General features: G+C 47.8%; 13 protein-coding genes, 1 tRNA gene and 2 rRNA genes. 15 read left to right on the forward strand and 1 reads right to left on the reverse strand.

Annotated elements, in window-relative coordinates:
- Positions 1–22: 22 nt before the first annotated feature.
- Positions 23–919 (reverse strand): LysR family transcriptional regulator, encoded by an 897-nt coding sequence (locus tag ACQ31U_RS07440; RefSeq protein WP_431050777.1) that lies wholly within the window; start codon positions 917–919, stop codon positions 23–25.
- Positions 920–1,226: 307 nt separating this feature from the next.
- Between ACQ31U_RS07440 and atoD the strand changes: the two genes are divergently transcribed.
- The 15 genes from atoD (at position 1,227) to ACQ31U_RS07515 (ending at position 20,944) form a co-directional block, all read left to right on the forward strand.
- Positions 1,227–1,883, forward strand: a complete 657-nt coding sequence (gene atoD / locus ACQ31U_RS07445) for an acetate CoA-transferase subunit alpha (RefSeq protein WP_431050778.1) — start codon at positions 1,227–1,229, stop codon at positions 1,881–1,883.
- A gap of 33 nt (positions 1,884–1,916) precedes the next feature.
- Positions 1,917–2,582, forward strand: coding sequence for a 3-oxoacid CoA-transferase subunit B (locus ACQ31U_RS07450; RefSeq protein ID WP_431050780.1), 666 nt, complete (start codon positions 1,917–1,919; stop codon positions 2,580–2,582).
- A gap of 29 nt (positions 2,583–2,611) precedes the next feature.
- Positions 2,612–3,793 carry an acetyl-CoA C-acetyltransferase gene (locus tag ACQ31U_RS07455; RefSeq protein ID WP_431050781.1) on the forward strand — a complete coding sequence of 394 codons (1,182 nt, stop codon included), beginning with the start codon at positions 2,612–2,614 and terminating at the stop codon, positions 3,791–3,793.
- Positions 3,794–3,847: 54 nt separating this feature from the next.
- Positions 3,848–4,624 (forward strand): 3-hydroxybutyrate dehydrogenase, encoded by a 777-nt coding sequence (locus tag ACQ31U_RS07460; protein WP_431050783.1) that lies wholly within the window; start codon positions 3,848–3,850, stop codon positions 4,622–4,624.
- Positions 4,625–4,798: 174 nt separating this feature from the next.
- The gene (locus ACQ31U_RS07465; protein ID WP_431050784.1) at positions 4,799–6,148 is read left to right on the forward strand and encodes a GntP family permease; all 1,350 of its coding nucleotides are present in this window, start codon (positions 4,799–4,801) and stop codon (positions 6,146–6,148) included.
- A gap of 240 nt (positions 6,149–6,388) precedes the next feature.
- Positions 6,389–8,353, forward strand: a complete 1,965-nt coding sequence (acs, locus tag ACQ31U_RS07470) for an acetate--CoA ligase (RefSeq protein WP_431050786.1) — start codon at positions 6,389–6,391, stop codon at positions 8,351–8,353.
- Positions 8,354–8,487: 134 nt separating this feature from the next.
- Entirely contained in the window at positions 8,488–9,123 is a 636-nt protein-coding gene (gmk, locus tag ACQ31U_RS07475; RefSeq protein ID WP_431050788.1) for a guanylate kinase, read from the forward strand.
- 69 nt (positions 9,124–9,192) lie between these two features.
- The gene (gene rpoZ / locus ACQ31U_RS07480; RefSeq protein WP_431050790.1) at positions 9,193–9,471 is read left to right on the forward strand and encodes a DNA-directed RNA polymerase subunit omega; all 279 of its coding nucleotides are present in this window, start codon (positions 9,193–9,195) and stop codon (positions 9,469–9,471) included.
- A 29-nt stretch (positions 9,472–9,500) separates the two neighbouring features.
- A complete protein-coding gene (spoT, locus tag ACQ31U_RS07485; protein WP_431050792.1) occupies positions 9,501–11,633 on the forward strand; it encodes a bifunctional GTP diphosphokinase/guanosine-3',5'-bis pyrophosphate 3'-pyrophosphohydrolase in 2,133 nt (710 codons plus the stop codon).
- Between the two features lie 13 nt (positions 11,634–11,646).
- Positions 11,647–13,728, forward strand: a complete 2,082-nt coding sequence (gene recG / locus ACQ31U_RS07490; RefSeq protein WP_431050794.1) for an ATP-dependent DNA helicase RecG — start codon at positions 11,647–11,649, stop codon at positions 13,726–13,728.
- Positions 13,721–14,224, forward strand: a complete 504-nt coding sequence (locus ACQ31U_RS07495; protein ID WP_431050796.1) for a chorismate--pyruvate lyase family protein — start codon at positions 13,721–13,723, stop codon at positions 14,222–14,224. The genes recG and ACQ31U_RS07495 overlap by 8 nt, the downstream gene beginning before the upstream one ends.
- Positions 14,221–15,063, forward strand: coding sequence for a glutamate racemase (gene murI, locus ACQ31U_RS07500; RefSeq protein ID WP_431050798.1), 843 nt, complete (start codon positions 14,221–14,223; stop codon positions 15,061–15,063). Before ACQ31U_RS07495 ends, murI begins: the two co-directional genes overlap by 4 nt.
- 432 nt (positions 15,064–15,495) lie before the next feature.
- A 16S ribosomal RNA gene (locus tag ACQ31U_RS07505) occupies positions 15,496–17,035 on the forward strand.
- A 75-nt stretch (positions 17,036–17,110) separates the two neighbouring features.
- Positions 17,111–17,186 (forward strand) — tRNA-Glu (locus ACQ31U_RS07510).
- Between the two features lie 306 nt (positions 17,187–17,492).
- Positions 17,493–20,944: ribosomal RNA gene (locus ACQ31U_RS07515) — 23S ribosomal RNA — on the forward strand.
- The 16S and 23S rRNA genes sit together here with 1 tRNA gene alongside, the layout of an rRNA operon.
- Positions 20,945–21,121 lie beyond the last annotated feature (177 nt).

Raw genomic sequence — 21,121 nt, forward strand, 5'->3', positions numbered from 1 at the left:
TCTCTTTTTTGCATACTATTCTTTAAGATTTAAATGCGCTAAGTAGCGAATCTAAAATATAACTTTCAATATTACTGTAGTTATTTTTCCGCAATCGGCATAATGTTACTCGCCAAGGAACCGGATCTTTAATTCGTCGACAGACATAATCATTTGCAGGGTAAATTTCAGCAATCGGGAACGGTAAAATCGTTAATAATTCTTTATTGATTTTGGTTGAATTTAATAAAAAGTCCCAAGAGCTGGATTCTACAATAATATTCGGATAACTATTGTGCCGTTCAAAATATTCGCTTAATTGGTGATAAATCATAAATGTTTTATCAAAGATAGCCATTTTTTCATTATGTAAATCCTGCCATGTTAAGATTGATTTTTGTGCCAAGTGGTGTTGCGGCGAGAAGAAAACCGCCAGTTCGGAATGCGAAATTTCAAAAGAATCAATGATATTTTTAGAAATGCCTTCCGGGTAAAGCAGCACGGCTAAATCAATATTCTCCATTAATAATTCGTTTTTTAATACATATGCGCCTTGTTCTTTAATACTGAAGTTAATGGTCGGATTATTAAGAATCAAATGCGGCATAATTTCAGAAAATACAACGGATAAAACTAATGGCGGAATACCGATGGTAATATTTCCGGTAATTTTATTCGTGATTTTACGCAGATTGTGATTCATATTATTATATTTTTCGATAATCTCTTTTGCATCGTGATAATAATTTTCTCCAACGTAAGTCAAACCGATGATTTTTCCCTGCGCGCGCTTGAATAATTGAATGGCTTCCCGTTTTTCAAAGTCGTTAATCATCATGCTGAGTGCCGGCTGCGAAATATACAGATGTTGTGAAGTGCGGCTTAAATTAAAATTGTTATCTACAATCGCGATGAAATAGCGCAGATGTCGAATATCCATATCATTCTCCGTTAACTTTCTTGACTATTCCTATTTTATCTTAAAAACCTATAAATAAAATTGATAGATATCTAAAAAATCAGTATTTCTTTTTCTGTTTTTTTCCTGTTATGCTCGATTCAAATTATAACAATGGTAGAGGGGTTGTTTATAACCTTATGAAAAATAAATAAAATTATGAATTGTTTCAAATAAAAAAGAGATGTGGGAAATATAAAAAATTTAGAAATAGTTTGTTCTATTTTCGATGAATTAAGCGTGTAATTAATTATGTATAAATAAAATATATATCATTTGGAGAGTCATTATGTCTAAAGTTATTGCTATTGCCGAGATAAAAAATCATCTGTTTGACGGGATGACGATTATGTCCGGCGGTTTTATGGGGATCGGCTCGGCGGAAACATTGGTGCAGGCGATTTTAGATGCCGGTACTAAAGATATTACGCTGATTAGTAGCGATACCGCATTGGTTGATAGCGGCGTAGGACCGCTTATTGTGAACAACCGGGTTAAAAAAGTGATTGCTTCCCACATCGGCACTAATCCGGAAACCGGCAAAAAAATGATTGCCGGAGAAATCGAGGTGGAATTGGTGCCGCAAGGCACTTTTGCGGAGCGTATCCGTGCCGGCGGTGCCGGTTTGGGCGGGATTCTAACGCCAACCGGAGTAGGAACGGTGGTGGAAGAGGGAAAACAAAAGATACGAATCGATCAGGTCGATTATCTGTTAGAACTGCCGCTGAAAGCCGATTTGGCACTGATTAAAGCGCATACGGCGGATACTTGCGGCAATTTGATCTATGACGGTTCCGCCCGAAACTTTAATCCGTTAATGGCGCTGGCTTGCAAAACCGTGATTGTCGAGGCGGATTATTTGGTTGAGGCAGGGGAATTAGAACCGAATCAGGTGATCACGCCGGCAACGTTGGTGGACCATATTGTGTTAAAAACCGCACTTTGATCAGTTAAGTGAAGCAATCAGAAGGAAAAGGATATGAATGCAAAAGAATTAATTGCTCGCCGTATTGCAATGGAACTTAAAAACGGCGATGTCGTCAATCTGGGAATCGGTTTGCCGACGATGGTGGCAAATTACCTGCCTGATGACGTGAATATCATGTTGCAGTCCGAAAACGGCTTTTTGGGATTGACCGCTTTGGATAGCGAAACGGCGAACCCGAATATTGTTAATGCAGGCGGACAACCTTGTTCGATTAAGGCTGACGGTGCGTTTTTTGACAGCGGCTTTTCCTTTGCCCTCATTCGCGGCGGACATGTCGATGCCTGTGTGCTGGGCGGTTTGGAAGTCGATCAGGAAGCTAATCTGGCGAATTGGATGGTGCCGGGCAAAATGGTGCCGGGTATGGGCGGTGCAATGGATTTGGTCACCGGTTCGCGCAAGGTCATTATTGGTATGGAACATTGCGCCAAATCGGGGTCGTCAAAAATTCTGAAAAAATGCACTTTGCCTTTAACTGCCAGAAAGAAAGTACATATGGTGGTGACCGAATTGGCGGTGTTTAGTTTTGTCGACGGCAGATTAATTTTGCAAGAACATGCGCCAAACGTTGATTTGGAGACGATTAAAACCAAAACCGAAGCGGATTTTATCGTCGCGGACGATTTTAAAGAGATGGTGATCAGCCGTCAATCTATGTAACCGATAGCCGTATAAAAAAGGAAACAGATATGGAAAATATAGTTATTGTCAGCGCCGTCAGAACCCCGATCGGCAGTTTTAACGGTGCGCTTGCGACGGTAAGTGCGGTTGATTTAGGCGCATTGGTGATCGAAGAGGTTTTAAAACGGGCAAAAGTTTCGGCGGATCAGGTTGACGAAGTGATTATGGGCAATGTGTTGCAAGCCGGCTTGGGACAAAATCCGGCACGGCAAGCGGCATTAAAAGCCGGCGTTGCGCAGCAAGTTGCTTCTTTAACCATTAATAAAGTGTGCGGTTCGGGACTGAAAAGCGTGGTATTGGGTGCGCAAGCCATCCGCAGCGGCGACGCGGATGTGGCGGTGGTCGGCGGTATGGAAAATATGAGCCAAGCCCCGTATCTGCTCAACAGTAAAGTGCGGTCCGGCGTGCGCATGGGCAATTTAACTCTGCAAGACACTATGATTGAAGACGGGCTGACCTGTGCGATCAATCAATATCACATGGGGATTACCGCAGAAAACATCGCCGAACAATACGGTATCAGCCGACAAGAGCAAGACGAATTTGCTTTGCGTTCCCAAACCTTGGCGGCGCAAGCGGTGCAATCGGGCGTATTCGATGCGGAAATTGTGCCGGTGACAGTGAAAACGCGTAAAGGTGAAGTGACGGTACAGCGTGACGAGCACCCGAAATTTGATTGCTGCTTAGAACAGCTTGCGACATTGCGACCGGCATTCAAAAAAGACGGCACAGTCACCGCAGGCAATGCTTCCGGTATCAATGACGGAGCAGCGGCATTGTTACTGATGAGTGAAAGCAAAGCGCAAGCCTTAGGGTTGCAGCCGTTGGCAAAAATTCGCAGCTATGCCAGTGCAGGCAATGATCCGGCGGTGATGGGATTAGGTCCGATTGAGGCGACCCAAAAAGCGTTACAAAAAGCCGATTTGACGTTGGATCAGATTGATTTGATTGAAGCGAATGAAGCTTTTGCCGCCCAATTTTTAGGCGTGGGCAGAGAGCTGAATTTTGATTTAAGTAAAACCAATATTCATGGCGGCGCAATCGCACTCGGACACCCGATTGGCGCAAGCGGCGCGCGGATTTTAGTTACCTTGTTGTACGGCATGATCGCACAACAGGCAACATTAGGTTTGGCAACATTGTGTATCGGAGGAGGTCAGGGCATTTCGATGATTCTTGAACGGGTGTAGATTTTCTCTTTTATTGGTAACAGTCTGATTAATAATAACAAGTTGAGGTTAAAGATGATTGATGTAAATGGAAAAGTCGCTGTGATTACAGGTTCGGCCAGTGGTATCGGCTTGCATATGGCGAAGAAATTTTTAGCAAACGGCGCGAAAGTCGTGATCAGTGATGTCAATGAGGACGCATTGGCAGCGCGGCTGAAAGAATTTGATCACCCGAATGTATTGGCGGTTAAAACCGATGTAACCAAAGAAGCAGAGATCGAGAATTTGATTGCGACGGCACAACGCCACTTCGGAAGATTGGATATTTTCGTCAATAACGCCGGTATTCAACATGTTGCACCGATAGAGGATTTCCCGACTGAAAAATTCGATTTGATGCTCCAAATTATGTTGCGCGCCTCTTTTTTAAGCATAAAGCACTGTTTACCGCTCATGAAAGCGCAGAAATTCGGACGGATTATCAATATCTCCTCGATCAACGGCTTGGTCGGTTTTGCCGGAAAAGTGGCGTATAACGCCGCCAAACACGGGATTATCGGGATCACACGGGTTGCCGCGTTAGAGTGCGCCAAAGACGGCGTTACCGTCAATGCGATTTGCCCGGGTTACATTGAAACGCCGCTGGTGTTGAATCAAATGAAAGATTTGGCGAAAACACGCAATGTCAGTCTTGAAAATGTATTGGAAGAGGTGCTTTATCCGTTGATTCCGCAAAAAACCTTAATTGATATTGATGATATTGCCAGTTTGGTGCTCTTTGCTTCCAGCCCTTGTGCGAAGCACATTACCGGCACTAACTTGGTGATCGATGCCGGTTATACCGCGCAATAACAAGAATCTCAGGGCGGAGTCTAGTCTGTTTTTGCAAACTGCCCCTGAGTAGGACGGATCAAAAGCAGGTTTCAAGGACGGAACCCGCTTTTTTTGACCCCACAAAATGTTGCAATATGCAGTCGGTTTGCTGCGTTTAGCGCCAAGAATCGATTCATTTATAGGAGAAGTAATATGCTGGGTATTTTGCTTGGTCTTACTATCATTATTGTTTTAGCTTTTCTCGGTTGGTCGATTATTTGGGTCGCGCCGATAGCCGCCGGCGTCGTTGCGTTGTTTGGCGGCTTGGATTTATTGACCGCCTATACCGGTGATTATATGAGCGGTTTCGTCGGTTTTGCCAAAACTTGGTTTCCGATTTTTATGTTGGGCGCTATTTTCGGCAAGCTGATGGAAGTCACTGCAATGGCGAACGCGATTGCCGAAACGATCAGCCGATGGCTTGGGGCAAAACGGGCGATTTTAGCCGTCGTTGTCGCCTGCTCGATTTTAACTTATGGCGGCGTAAGCCTGTTCGTGGTGGTTTTTGCCGTCTATCCGCTCGGTGTGTCGCTGTTCCGTCAGGCGAATATTTCCCGCCGTCTCTTGCCGGGCACGATTGCGCTGGGGGCGTTCACCTATACCATGACGGCTATTCCCGGCACGCCGCAAATTCAAAATTTAATCCCGACCAACTATTTTCATACCACCCCGGCGGCAGCGCCGTTGATGGGGATCGTTTCCGCCTTGATTATGGCGGTATTAGGGTATTATTGGTTAGTTTATCGTGAAACCGCACTTCGCGCCAAAGGGCAAGTATTTACCGAGCTTGAAGCGAAACAACCCGTGCAAACCGGAGATGAAGAGCGTTTGGAAAACGCCGCGGGACAGACAGAAACAGAAAAGGCAATGGCGCCGATTGAAAATAAAAACCCGAATTTCTGGTTTTCTATGTTGCCGCTGGTTTCCGTTGTTGTGGCGCTGAATGTGACCAAACTGTCGATTATCATTGCTTTGCTGATCGGGATCATGCTGATTTTAGTGCTGAGTGTGCCGCGCTATAAAACGTTTATCAAAGCGATTAATGATGGGGCAAACGGCTCGGTATTGGCAATCGTGAATACTTCGGCTGCGGTTGGTTTCGGCACGGTGGTGAAAGCCGTTCCCGGATTTGCGTTGCTATCCGATTTTCTGTTAACGATCAAAGGTTCGCCGCTTATTTCAGAAGCCATATCCGTCACCGCACTTGCCGGCGCAACCGGTTCCGCTAGCGGAGGCATGGGCATTGCATTGGAAAGCTTGGGACAAAAATATTATGAATTGGCAATGGTACAAGGCTTGAATATTGAACATTTTCACCGTGTTGCCGCCATTGCTTCCGGCGGATTGGATACCTTGCCGCATAACGGGGCAGTATTAACCCTATTAGTGATAACCGGAATGAGTCACCGCCAGAGCTACTTTGATATTGCGATGGTGTCTTTAATCATTCCTACTGTTTCGTTAATCACCGTTATTGGCTTGGCGAGTATCGGCATGGTTTAATCGGAATTCGGCATGGCGATCAGTCAACCCCCATGCCGTTTTATTTGTGATCAAGGTATCATTTTGCATACGATACCGCGATAAATTCCTCTATTTTGTGATCCAAGTCTTGAAACAAATCGTTAACAACTCTTGCTCATTTTTTTAACTTAATATAGGGTAAACGGTAGCTGATTTTATATATATAGCGATCGTTTGCTTTCTTTCGCTTCCTGTAACTTCGTTAAGAGGAACGCCGATATGCAACACCTTGATTCCGTATTAAGAGAGAACCGCATTTTCAAACCGAGTGATGATTTCCGTCAAGCCGCCAATATCGGGCAGTTGGAAGGGTATCAGGCGCTGTGGGAATTCGCCGACAAAGATTATCTACAATATTGGGCGGATTTAGCGCGCGAATTAATCAGTTGGAAAAAGCCGTTTATGACTATTTTCGACGACAGCAACGCGCCGTTTTACAAATGGTTCCCGGACGGTAAACTCAATGCCTCCTATAACTGTCTTGATCGCCATTTGCCGGATAAAGGCAACAAAACCGCTCTGATCTTCGAGTCCGATTTCGGGCAGGTCAACACGTTTAGCTACAGCCAATTGCATAATCGGGTGTGCCGTTTCGGCAATGCGTTGCGCGAACTGGGCATTGGCAAGGGCGATCGGGTGGTGATTTATATGCCGATGATTGTCGAAGCGGTGATTGCAATGCAAGCCTGCGCGCGTATCGGTGCGATTCATTCGGTGGTGTTCGGCGGGTTTTCCGCCGGCGCCTTACGCGATCGGATTGAAGACGCCGAAGCCAAATTGGTGATCACGGCTAACGGCGGTTTGCGCGGCGGCAAGATTATTCCGTTGAAAGAAACGGTGGACGAAGCGCTGGAGATGGGCTGTCCGACCATACAAAACGTGGTGGTCTATTACCGTTTGAATATCGATACGCCGTGGCAAAACGGGCGCGATCTCTGGTGGCATGAATTATCAAAACACCAACCGGATTTTTGCGAACCGGAGTGGATGAACTCGGAAGATCCGCTGTTTATCTTGTATACCTCCGGTTCGACCGGCAAACCGAAAGGGATTGTGCATAGCACGGCAGGCTATTTGTTAGGTGCGCTCAATACTTTCCGCAATGTGTTTGATAACAAGCCGGAGGATATTTATTGGTGCACCGCCGATGTGGGTTGGATCACCGGACACTCTTACGTCTGTTACGGACCGTTGGCGAACGGCGCAACTCAGGTGATTTATGAGGGCGTGCCGAGTTATCCTGATCCGGGGCGGATTTGGCGTACCATTCAACGGCATAAAATTAGCGTGTTTTATACTTCGCCGACCTTGATCCGCTCTTTGACCCGCGTTGGCGAGCGGATTCCGAACAAATACGATCTCTCTTCGTTGCGACTGTTGGGCAGTGTCGGCGAACCGATCAACCCGTCGGCGTGGATGTGGCTGTACGATGTGATTGGTAAAGAACGCTGTCCGATTGTCGATACCTGGTGGCAAACCGAAACCGGTTCGATCATGTTGTCGCCGCTGCCGGGGATCAATTCGATGAAACCGGGTTCCTGTACCTTGCCGTTGCCGGGGATCATGGCGGATGTGGTGGATGAACAGGGGCAGAAAATTCGCGATCAAAGCGGCGGAATGTTGGTGATTAAGCGTCCGTTTCCATCAATGTTGCGTACGATTTGGAATGATGACGCCCGTTATCAAGCCACCTATTTTCCGGAGGAACTCGGCGGCAAATATTATGTTGCCGGCGATTCCGCCCACCGCGATGAAGACGGTTATTTCTGGATTTTAGGACGTACCGACGATGTACTGAACGTTTCCGGACACCGTCTCGGCACCATGGAAATCGAATCGGCACTGGTCGCCAATCCGCAGGTAGCGGAAGCGGCGGTAGTCGGCAAACCGGATGAAATAAAAGGCGAGGCGGTGGTGGCGTTTGTGGTGTTGAACACGCCGCTGCCGGACGGCGAGGAAGCCAAAGCCCTGGCCGATGAGTTGAAACAGTGGGTATCGAAAGAAATCGGTAAAATTGCGCGTCCGGAGGATATTCGTTTCGCCGAAAACTTGCCGAAAACCCGTTCTGGCAAAATCATGCGCCGTTTGCTGCGCTCGATTGCCAAAAACGAAATGATCACCCAAGATATTTCTACGCTGGAAAACCCGCAAATTATCGGGCAATTGCAACGGCAGGTGTTGTAATTTAGCCGTATTTTACCAAAGTGCGGTTTATTTGAACCGCACTTGTCTATTTTCTTGCTAAACAATGTATTTTCCGACTGCTTTTTTTTGCATTTTACGACATAATCAAGCGATAACCAGCAACAAGGAAAATTATGCAACAAGGTCAACTCTATATTGTTTCCGCGCCGAGTGGGGCGGGCAAATCCTCGCTGATTGCGGCATTACTAGAACAGATAGCATTAAAACAACGCGCAAACAAGGCGCAAGTTTCGATTTCACACACCACGCGCCAACCGCGTCCCGGCGAAGAGCACGGCGTGCATTATTATTTCAGTACGGTGGCGGAATTTGAAGACTTAATCGCACAAGGGCTGTTTTTGGAATATGCCAAGGTATTCGGTAATTATTACGGCACCTCGATTCCGATGATTGAACAGAGTTTGGCGCAGGGAATCGATGTCTTTTTGGACATCGACTGGCAGGGCGCGCAGCAAGTGCGGTTGAAAATGCCGAATTGCAAAAGTATTTTTATTTTGCCGCCGTCGCTGCAAGAATTGGAACGGCGCTTAATCGGACGCGGGCAGGATTCGGCGAAGGTGATCGCCTCGCGTATGGCGAAAGCGATCAGTGAAATGGAACATTATGCTGAATATGACTATGTGATTATCAATGATAATTTCGAACAATCGCTGGCAGAACTGCAAGCGGTGTTGTTGGCAAATCGCGTTACGTTGGCGGCACAGCAGCAAAATCGGCAGCGATTACTTCAGCAATTACTGGCGAAATAACGCTAATTTTAGTATCATATACCGTTTTTATAACAACAGACCCTATACTGAATTGAGTGGAGAAAAACTATGGCACGAGTAACTGTGCAAGATGCGGTAGAGAAAATCGGTAACCGTTTTGATTTAATTTTAACCGCGTCCCGTCGTGCGCGCCAACTGCAATCCAATGCGCGCGAGCCGCTGGTTGAGCCGGAAAACGATAAACCGACCGTGATTGCGTTGCGTGAAATCGAAAAAGGCTTAATCAACAACGAGATTATGGATAAACAAGAGCGTTACGAACAATTAGAACAAGAAACCGCGGAAATTCATGCCGTTTCCCTGTTGTCTGCTGAAGAACAGGCATAAGCCGATATTTCTAATAAGGCAGGTGTGATTTGTATCTATTCGAGAGCCTAAACCGGATTATTCAAGGCTATTTGCCACCGGAACAGATCGAACTGGTGAAGCAAGCCTATGTGATCGCCCGTGATGCCCACGAAGGCGTAACCCGTTCCAGCGGCGAGCCGTATATCACCCACCCGGTGGCGGTGGCGTCGATTATCGCCGAGATGAAACTGGATCACGAAGCGGTGATGGCGGCGTTGTTACACGACGTGATCGAAGATACCCCTTACACCGAACAACAGCTGACCGAAGCCTTTGGGCAGAGCGTCGCCGAGATCGTCGAGGGCGTGTCGAAACTGGATAAATTAAAATTCAGGACACGCAAAGAGGCGGAAACCGAGAATTTCCGCAAGATGATTTTGGCGATGACCAAAGATATTCGGGTGGTGTTGATTAAGCTGGCAGACCGCACCCACAATATGCGCACCCTAGGTTCGTTGCGCCCGGACAAACGCCGGCGTATCGCTAAAGAAACGTTGGAAATTTACAGCCCGTTGGCACACCGTTTGGGGATTGAGCATATCAAAAACGAATTGGAGGATTTAGGCTTTGAAGCCTTGCACCCAAACCGTTACCAAGTGTTGCAAAAAGTGATCCAAGCCGCGCGCGGCAACCGCAAAGAGATGATTCAGCGCATTGCCGATGAAATCAAAGGGCGGTTGGACGATGCCGGTATCCATTCACGCGTATTTGGTCGAGAAAAACATCTGTATTCGATCTACCAAAAAATGCGTTTAAAAGAGCAGCGTTTCCATTCGATTATGGATATTTACGCCTTTCGGGCAATCGTCGATGATGTCGATACCTGCTACCGCGTGCTGGGGCAAATGCACGGATTGTATAAACCGCGTCCCGGGCGGGTGAAAGATTACATCGCCATTCCCAAAGCCAACGGCTATCAATCGCTGCACACCTCGATGATCGGGCCGCACGGCGTGCCGGTCGAAGTGCAGATCCGTACCGAAGATATGGATCAAATGGCGGAAATGGGGGTGGCGGCGCACTGGGCGTATAAGCAAGGCAGCGAAGTCAAAAATACCACCGCACAAATCCGTGCGCAACGCTGGCTGCAAAGCCTGATAGAGTTGCAGCAAAGTTCGGGCAACTCGTTGGAATTTATCGAAAGCGTGAAATCCGATATGTTCCCGGACGAAATCTATGTCTTCACCCCGAAAGGGCGGATCGTCGAATTACCAACCGGCGCAACCGCGATTGACTTTGCCTATGCGGTGCATTCCGACATCGGACAAACCTGTATCGGCGCACGGGTCGATCGCGTGCCGTATCCGTTATCGCAACCGTTGGAAAGCGGGCAAACGGTGGAAGTGATCACCGCGCCGTCGGCACGCCCAAGTGCGGGTTGGCTCAATTTTGTGGTGACGGCCAAAGCGCGTTCTAAAATCCGCCAAACCCTGAAAAGTTTACGCCGCGACGAATCGGTTATTTTAGGCAAACGCCAACTGATTCATTCACTTTCGCCGTACAAATTGGAAGATATTGATCAGCAACGCTTGCAACATTTATTGACCGAGTTAAAACTGAGCGATTTTGACGATCTGTTGGCGGAAATCGGCTTGGGCAATCAAATGAGCGCGGTCATTGCGCACAGTTTGCTGGGTGAAAAAATTGCGATTGATACTGACGGCATTCCGAATAACCACAAAGATTCTAATAACTTGATTATCAAAGGTGCGGAAGGCTTGCTGATCAGCTGCGCCAAATGTTGCCACCCGGTACCGGGCGACCCGGTTATTGCATTTGTCAGCCCGGGCAAGGGCTTGGTGGTACACCATGCGTCTTGTTCCAATATTGTGCGGGAAAGTCAAAACCAACCGGAGCATTTCACGTCGGTTGAGTGGGAAAAGAGTGAAAACACCGCCGAATTCGATGCCGAATTGCGGATTGAAATGGTGAACAAGCAGGGGATTCTAGCGAATCTGACCTCGGCAATCGCGGCAACCGGCAGCAATATTAAAAGCATTGTCACCGAAGAAAAAGAGGGGCGGGTGTATGTCGTCACTCTTTTGATCTCAACTCACAACGTACAACAACTGAACGGCGTGATGAAAAAGCTAAGTGCGGTTTCCGGCGTGATTGAGATTGTGCGTAATATCAACGAATAACCTGAGTTGAATAATGAAAGAGCAGTTGCTAGATGCGATTCCGCTGACCGCACTTACCGGAGTGGGCGCGGCGGTGGCGGCAAAGCTCGCTAAAATCAATATTAACAATGTGCAGGATCTGCTGTTTCACCTGCCGAGCCGTTATGAAGACCGCACGCGCATTACCCCGCTCAGTCAAATTCGCGCCGATCAATACGCCACGATTGAGGGCGTGGTGCAAACAGCGGAAGTGACTTTCGGCAAACGTCCGATTTTAACCGTCACGTTGTCGGACGGCAACAGCAAAATCGGTTTGCGCTTTTTCAATTTCAATGCCGGCATGAAAAACAGCCTGCAAGCCGGTACACGGGTGAAAGCCTTTGGCGAGATTAAGCGTGGGCGCTTTATGGCGGAAATCCATCACCCGCAATATCAAATTATTCGCAACGATCAGCCGGTTGTTTTAGAAGAAAACCTCACGCCGATTTATCCGACCACCGACGGCTTGCGCCAAACAGCACTGCGCAATCTAACCGAGCAGGCATTGAAATTATTGCACGGCACACCGGTGAACGAACTGCTGCCGCTGGAGTTTAATCCGCACCGTATCAGCCTGAAAGAGGCGCTGACTTGCCTGCACCGTCCGCCGCCGAATATTTCTTTCGAACAATTGGAACAAGGCAAGCACCCGGCACAACAGCGGCTGATTTATGAAGAATTATTGGCGCATAATTTGGCAATCCAGCAAAGTCGGGTCGAAACCAAACGCTTGAATGCGGAAAGTTTAACGGTTGATCCGCACTTGACCGCACTTTTTCTGGCACAACTGCCGTTTCGGCCGACCAAAGCACAACAGCGTGTGGCGGCAGAAATTCAGCAAGATATGGCAAAAAACGAGCCGATGATGCGCTTGGTGCAAGGGGATGTCGGTTCAGGCAAAACGTTGGTTGCGGCATTGGCGGCGTTGACGGCAATCGGGCAAGGCAAGCAGGCGGCACTGATGGCACCGACTGAAATCTTAGCCGAACAGCACGCACAGAATTTCCGCCGTTGGTTTGAGCCGTTGGGAATTGAAATCGGCTGGCTTGCCGGCAAAGTGAAAGGCAAAGCGCGCCAAACAGCGTTGGATCAGATCAAGTGCGGTCAGGCGAAGATGATTGTCGGCACGCACGCGCTGTTTCAAGAAGATGTCGAATTTGCCAATTTATCATTGGTGATTATCGATGAACAGCACCGTTTTGGCGTACATCAACGGCTGATGTTGCGCGAAAAAGGGCTGAAAAATGCATTTTATCCACACCAACTGATTATGACCGCAACGCCGATTCCGCGCACGTTGGCGATGACGGTGTATGCCGATTTGGATACCTCGATTATCGATGAATTGCCGCCGGGACGCACCCCGATTCAAACCATTGTGATTTCCGAAGAGCGGCGCGATGAAATCGTGCAACGGGTTAATCAGGCGTGTAACAATGAAAAACGGCAGGCGTATTGGGTCTGTACCCTGATTGAAGAATCGGAAGTGCTGGAAGCGCAAGCCGCCGAAGCGATCATGCAGGATCTGCAACGGGCGCTGCCGAATCTCGCCATCGGCTTGGTGCATGGGCGTATGAAAGCACAAGAAAAACAGATGGTTATGCAGCAATTCAAACAAGCGGAATTGGATTTGTTGGTGGCGACGACGGTGATTGAAGTCGGGGTTGACGTACCGAATGCCAGTTTGATGATTATCGAAAATGCCGAACGCTTGGGCTTATCGCAATTGCACCAACTGCGCGGGCGGGTCGGGCGCGGCAGCATTGATTCTTATTGCGTGCTGATGTACAAACCCCCGCTCGGCAAGGTCTCGCGCCAGCGTTTGCAAGTATTGCGCGACAGCCAGGACGGTTTTGTGATTGCGGAAAAAGATCTGCAAATTCGCGGGCCGGGCGAAGTGTTGGGCACAAAACAGACCGGTATTGCCGAATTTAAAATTGCTAATTTGCTGCGTGATCGCAAGTTGATCCCCTTGGTACAACACAACGCACGCCAACTTATTGAACGCTATCCGAGTTGTGTGGACGGCTTGATTCAACGCTGGCTTGATCAACGGACAATGTACAGCAATGCCTAAGCAGAAAATAATTCCGGGTTACCGCACTTGGTTGCAAAGTGCGGTTTGGCAACAGGGCGCAACCGCACTTTCGGCGACGGAACAAGAGTGGTTGTTGTGTGCGGAATCGTTAACCGCAAAACTAAAACGGCACTGTAAGCTGTTTCAAGTCGAGTTGTTACACCAAGGTTGGCAAAACGAGCTGTTCAGTAATGAAAGTGCGGTTTTAGCGAAAAATCAACGCTATTGGTTGCGTGAAGTCTTTTTATATGGCGATCAACAACCTTGGCTCTTTGCCCGCACCGTTATTCCCGAACAGCTTTGTATACAATTCCCGCCGTTATTGGCGCTAGGCGACAAACCGTTAGGTGAATTTTTATTCGAACAAAAATTCGTACGCGGCGAGTTGGAATGGAGTAAAATGGACGGATTAGCGGCTAGGCGCTCTGTTTTTTCAATGCAAGACAGCTGGTTACTTGTCAGCGAATTGTTTTTAGATGATTTTGGCTATTTATGATGAAGAAAAATAATCCATTACCGACTGTTTTGGTGTTTGATTCCGGTGTCGGCGGCTTGACGGTCTATGCTGAAATACAGGCATTATTGCCGAATTGCCATTACCTCTATTGCTTGGATAATGCCTTTTTTCCTTACTCGGAAAAAAGCGAACGGCAGATTATCGACCGCACTTTGCTCGTTTGTCAAAAGTTAGTCGCACAGTATCCGATTGATCTGGTGGTTATCGCCTGTAATACCGCGAGTACGGTGGTATTGCCGACATTGAGAGAGCAGCTGCCGCAGCATATCGAAATCGTCGGTACTGTACCGGCAATCAAACCGGCGGCACAGGTGTCACAAACCAAACATATCGGCTTGTTGGCAACCAAAGGTACGGTAAAACGGGCTTATACCGAAGAATTAATCCAAAATTATGCTGTCGATTGTGTTGTCGAGAAAATCGGAACAACCGAATTAGTCGAACTTGCAGAAAAGAAAATGCGCGGCGATTCGGTGGATTTGGGACGGTTGCACAATATTGTCAAGCCTTGGGTTGAGTTGAAAACGTTGGATACGGTCATTTGGGGTTGCACCCATTTTCCATTACTGGAAAATGAACTGAAACTCTGTCTGCCGCAAGTGAAATATTTTGTTGATTCCAGCAAGGCGGTAGCAAAACGGGTTAAACAGCTATTGCAGGAAAAACAATTATATCAAGTAGAAAGTAGCGAATTACCAAGCGCAAAAAAACTGATTTTTTCTACCGCAGCGATTAACCATATTTTCGGCTTCCAAAGCATGATGCAACGTTACGGTTTCAGCGAATGGCAACAGGTAGATACAAACCAACCGGACTAATACTAAAGTTTTACGTCTAAAATGCCGGTTAAATCGGCATTTCGCTTAAGAAACTAGCAATCGCTCTTTTTTCCGCAAAAATAATGATCTTTTTTTAAAAAAGATCTTGCCAAAAAATTTTGCCGCCCTATAATGCGCTTCCACTGACGGCGACAACGCAAAACGGCGTGGCAAGTCGGTGAAAGTGAAGCGGTTAGTTTAAAAATCGCTTGACGAAAAAATGGGATTGTGTAGAATGACAATCCTTTCCTTGAAAAGAAGGAAACTGTTCTTTAACAATATATCAGACAATCTGTGTGGGCACTTGTGCAAGGCATTGGTAATTTAAAGATTTAAAAAACTAAAGTCTTAATGAGTGCTGATAGTAAATTCATAATTGAAACTTTTGTGGTTTCAACATTATAGTCAGAAATTCGTTGAGCGATTGAACTTGAATTGAAGAGTTTGATCATGGCTCAGATTGAACGCTGGCGGCAGGCTTAACACATGCAAGTCGAGCGGTAACGGGGGGTAGCTTGCTACTTTGCCGACGAGCGGCGGACGGGTGAGTAATGCTTGGGAATCTGGCTTATGGAGGGGGATAACTACGGGAAACTGTAGCTAATACCGCGTAATGTCTTAGGACTAAAGGGTGGGACTTTCGAGCCGCCCGCCATAAGATGAGCCCAAGTGAGATTAGGTAGTTGGTGAGGTAAAGGCTCACCAAGCCGTCGATCTCTAACTGGTCTGAGAGGATGACCAGTCACACTGGGACTGAGACACGGCCCAGACTCCTACGGGAGGCAGCAGTGGGGAATATTGCGCAATGGGGGGAACCCTGACGCAGCCATGCCGCGTGAATGAAGAAGGCCTTCGGGTTGTAAAGTTCTTTCGGTGATGAGGAAGGTGTTTTGTTTAATAGACAGAGCAATTGACGTTAGTCACAGAAGAAGCACCGGCTAACTCCGTGCCAGCAGCCGCGGTAATACGGAGGGTGCGAGCGTTAATCGGAATAACTGGGCGTAAAGGGCACGCAGGCGGATAGATAAGTGAGATGTGAAATCCCCGAGCTTAACTTGGGAACAGCATTTCATACTGTTTATCTAGAGTTTTGTAGAGAGGGGTAGAATTCCACGTGTAGCGGTGAAATGCGTAGAGATGTGGAGGAATACCGGAGGCGAAGGCGGCCCCTTGGACAAAGACTGACGCTCATGTGCGAAAGCGTGGGGAGCAAACAGGATTAGATACCCTGGTAGTCCACGCTGTAAACGATGTCGATTTGGGGGTTGCCTGTATGGGTGGCTCTCGAAGCTAACGCGTTAAATCGACCGCCTGGGGAGTACGGCCGCAAGGTTAAAACTCAAATGAATTGACGGGGGCCCGCACAAGCGGTGGAGCATGTGGTTTAATTCGATGCAACGCGAAGAACCTTACCTACTCTTGACATCCTAAGAAGAGCTCAGAGATGAGCTTGTGCCTTCGGGAACTTAGAGACAGGTGCTGCATGGCTGTCGTCAGCTCGTGTTGTGAAATGTTGGGTTAAGTCCCGCAACGAGCGCAACCCTTATCCTTTGTTGCCAGCATGTAAAGATGGGAACTCAAAGGAGACTGCCGGTGACAAACCGGAGGAAGGTGGGGATGACGTCAAGTCATCATGGCCCTTACGAGTAGGGCTACACACGTGCTACAATGGCGTATACAGAGGGAGGCGAGAGTGCGAGCTTAAGCGAATCTCTTAAAGTGCGTCGTAGTCCGGATTGGAGTCTGCAACTCGACTCCATGAAGTCGGAATCGCTAGTAATCGCAAATCAGAATGTTGCGGTGAATACGTTCCCGGGCCTTGTACACACCGCCCGTCACACCATGGGAGTGGGTTGTACCAGAAGTAGATAGCTTAACCGGAAGGGGGGCGTTTACCACGGTATGATTCATGACTGGGGTGAAGTCGTAACAAGGTAACCGTAGGGGAACCTGCGGTTGGATCACCTCCTTATATATGACTGATGATTTTGTATAGGTGTTCACACAGATTGTTTGATAGATTTGAGAATAACGTGTTATGGTCGCGGTCCCCATCGTCTAGAGGCCTAGGACATCGCCCTTTCACGGCGGTAACCGGGGTTCGAATCCCCGTGGGGACGCCATAACACGATATTTTTGAATCGTATCGGTGAAAACCGATTTGTTCTTTAAAAATTTGGACACAAGCTAAAAACTGAAGAGAACTCAAGCGTTCGAGAGGACGTAAGAGCTGAGTATTCGAAAATCGAGCAATCGAGAATCGAATTGGGCTTGTTTGGTGAGAAAAGGCACTGAGCAGGTCAGCGTAGGGAAACTTACGCACGAGTCAATGGAAGACGGCTTTGGGAATGGAAAGCGGACTGAACGAAACGGGCACGAAAGTGGTTAGTTGAAATGAAAGTGCGGTCTGAAAATTCTTGAGGTTGTATGGTTAAGTGACTAAGCGTGCAGGGTGGATGCCTAGGCAGTCAGAGGCGAAGAAGGACGTGCTAATCTGCGAAAAGCGTGGAGGAGTTGATAAGAAGCGTTAATACTCCACGATATCCGAATGGGGAAACCCAGTAGATGAAGAATCTACTATTGTTAACTGAATCCATAGGTTAACAAGGCGAACCGGGAGAACTGAAACATCTCAGTACCCCGAGGAAAAGAAATCAATTGAGATTCCGTAAGTAGCGGCGAGCGAACACGGAGAAGCCGTTAGTGATAGTAAGTGAGTTAGGAGAATGAGTTGGGAAGCTCAATCGCAGAGGGTGATAATCCCGTATCCGAAGGCACAGTTACGGTACTAAGCTAACAGCAAGTAGGGCGGGACACGAGAAATCCTGTTTGAAGATGGGGGGACCATCCTCCAAGGCTAAATACTCCTGACTGACCGATAGTGAACCAGTACCGTGAGGGAAAGGCGAAAAGAACCCTGGTGAAGGGAGTGAAATAGAACCTGAAACCCTGTACGTACAAGCAGTGGGAGCCCTATCACTCAAGTGTATTGAGAGTGGTATAGAAAACGTTGAAATGCGGTTAACGTTTTGCGAAGCAAAACGGTCAACCCCAAAATCAATCAGGAAACTGATGATTAATCGGCGTGTGAAAGGGGCGTTTTACGAAGTAAAACGGCAATCCGAAAGCAGTATGCTTGAGGATAGGGTGACTGCGTACCTTTTGTATAATGGGTCAGCGACTTATATTGTGTAGCGAGGTTAACCGAATAGGGGAGCCGAAGGGAAACCGAGTCTTAACTGGGCGAAGAGTTGCACGATATAGACCCGAAACCCGGTGATCTAGCCATGGGCAGGTTGAAGGTTGGGTAACACTAACTGGAGGACCGAACCGACTACTGTTGAAAAAGTAGCGGATGACTTGTGGCTGGGGGTGAAAGGCCAATCAAACCGGGAGATAGCTGGTTCTCCCCGAAATCTATTTAGGTAGAGCCTTAGATGAATACCTTCGGGGGTAGAGCACTGTTTCGGCTAGGGGGTCATCCCGACTTACCAACCCGATGCAAACTGCGAATACCGAAGAGTACTATCTAGGAGACACACGGCGGGTGCTAACGTTCGTCGTGAAGAGGGAAACAACCCAGACCGCCAGCTAAGGTCCCAAAGTCTATGTTAAGTGGGAAACGAAGTGGGAAGGCTTAGACAGCTAGGATGTTGGCTTAGAAGCAGCCATCATTTAAAGAAAGCGTAATAGCTCACTAGTCGAGTCGGCCTGCGCGGAAGATGTAACGGGGCTAAAACATAGCACCGAAGCTGCGGCATTCAGATGACAGATTTCAGATGTCAGGAGACAGTATGGCAATCAAGTTTGAAGATTTGAAGGTGTTTCAACGCGCTTATAAAGTGTCGTTGGAAATTCATCAAGCGAGCTTGGATTTTCCTAAGATAGAGCAATATGCGTTAGGAGACCAAGTTAGACGGGCAAGCAAAAGCATTTGTGCAAATTTAGCCGAAGGTTTTGCAAGGCAACGTACTAAAGCGGATTTAAATCGATTTCTTAGCATGGCAATAGGCAGTGCTGATGAAATGCGAGTTTGGTTAAGATACTGTTATGACTTGAAATATGCAGATGGACAAGATTGGCAAAGATGGCGTAATGAATACGAAGAAATTGCGAAGATGTTACAAGGTTTTGGTAAAACACCGAAACCTGACGTCTGAAGTCTGTCATCTGATTGGGTAGGGGAGCGTTGTGTAAGCGGAAGAAGGTGGCTCGAGAGGGCTGCTGGACGTATCACAAGTGCGAATGCTGACATAAGTAACGATAAAGGGGGTGAAAAACCCCCTCGCCGGAAGACCAAGGGTTCCTGTCCAACGTTAATCGGGGCAGGGTGAGTCGGCCCCTAAGGCGAGGCTGAAGAGCGTAGTCGATGGGAAACGGGTTAATATTCCCGTACTTGTGATAAGAGCGATGTGGGGACGGAGCAGGTTAGGTTATCCGGGTGACGGAAGTCCCGGTCCAAGCGTGTAGGATGGATGATTAGGCAAATCCGGTCATCTAAATCAGAGGCGTGACGGGGAGACTCCACGGAGTCGAAGTAACCGATACCACACTTCCAGGAAAAGCCGCTAAGCTTATCTTATCATAAACCGTACTGAAAACCGACACAGGTGGTCAGGTAGAGAATACTCAGGCGCTTGAGAGAACTCGGGTGAAGGAACTAGGCAAAATAGCACCGTAACTTCGGGAGAAGGTGCGCTGACGGTAATTGAAGTCCTTAACGGATAGAGGTGAAGTCAGTCGAAGTGACCAGCTGGCTGCAACTGTTTATTAAAAACACAGCACTCTGCAAACACGAAAGTGGACGTATAGGGTGTGACGCCTGCCCGGTGCTGGAAGGTTAATTGATGATGTGAGAGCATTTGATCGAAGCCCCAGTAAACGGCGGCCGTAACTATAACGGTCCTAAGGTAGCGAAATTCCTTGTCGGGTAAGTTCCGACCTGCACGAATGGCGTAATGATGGCCAGGCTGTCTCCACCCGAGACTCAGTGAAATTGAAATCGCCGTGAAGATGCGGTGTACCCGCGGCTAGACGGAAAGACCCCGTGAACCTTTACTATAGCTTGACACTGAACATTGAATTTTGATGTGTAGGATAGGTGGGAGACAGAGAAGTATTAACGCCAGTTAATATGGAGTCGTTGTTGAAATACCACCCTTTAAGGTTTGATGTTCTAACACAGACTGCGGCACGCGGTCGTGGACAGTGTCTGGTGGGTAGTTTGACTGGGGCGGTCTCCTCCCAAAGCGTAACGGAGGAGTACGAAGGTTTGCTAATCACGGTCGGACATCGTGAGGTTAGTACAATGGTATAAGCAAGCTTGACTGCGAGACGGACATGTCGAGCAGGTGCGAAAGCAGGTCATAGTGATCCGGTGGTTCTGAATGGAAGGGCCATCGCTCAACGGATAAAAGGTACTCCGGGGATAACAGGCTGATACCGCCCAAGAGTTCATATCGACGGCGGTGTTTGGCACCTCGATGTCGGCTCATCACATCCTGGGGCTGAAGTAGGTCCCAAGGGTATGGCTGTTCGCCATTTAAAGTGGTACGCGAGCTGGGTTTAGAACGTCGTGAGACAGTTCGGTCCCTATCTGCCGTGGGCGTTGGAAAATTGAAAGGGGCTGCTCCTAGTACGAGAGGACCGGAGTGGACGCACCGCTGGTGTTCCCGTTGTTTCGCCAGAAGCATTGCGGGGTAGCTATGTGCGGGAGAGATAAGTGCTGAAAGCATCTAAGCACGAAACTTGCCTTGAGATGAGTTTTCCCACACTTAGAGTGTGTAAGGGTTGTTTAAGACGAAGACGTAGATAGGCGGGGTGTGTAAGTGTAGTGATACATTGAGCTAACCCGTACTAATTGCCCGAGAGGCTTAACCATACAACGCTCAAGGGTTTTACCCAAAAGCCGAGAGAAAGTTGTAAGAAAAGACAAGAGACGAAAGAGCGAAGTAAGAAGCTCGAGTAGGGCTCGAGGAGTTTGAATCAGTAATAGCTTGTGACCGAATAGGAATAACAGCGAAAGAAACGCTGAAAGAATAAAAAATAGAGAACAAAA

The organism is Testudinibacter sp. TW-1 (assembly GCF_050613185.1).
Taxonomy (GTDB): Bacteria; Pseudomonadota; Gammaproteobacteria; order Enterobacterales; family Pasteurellaceae; genus Chelonobacter.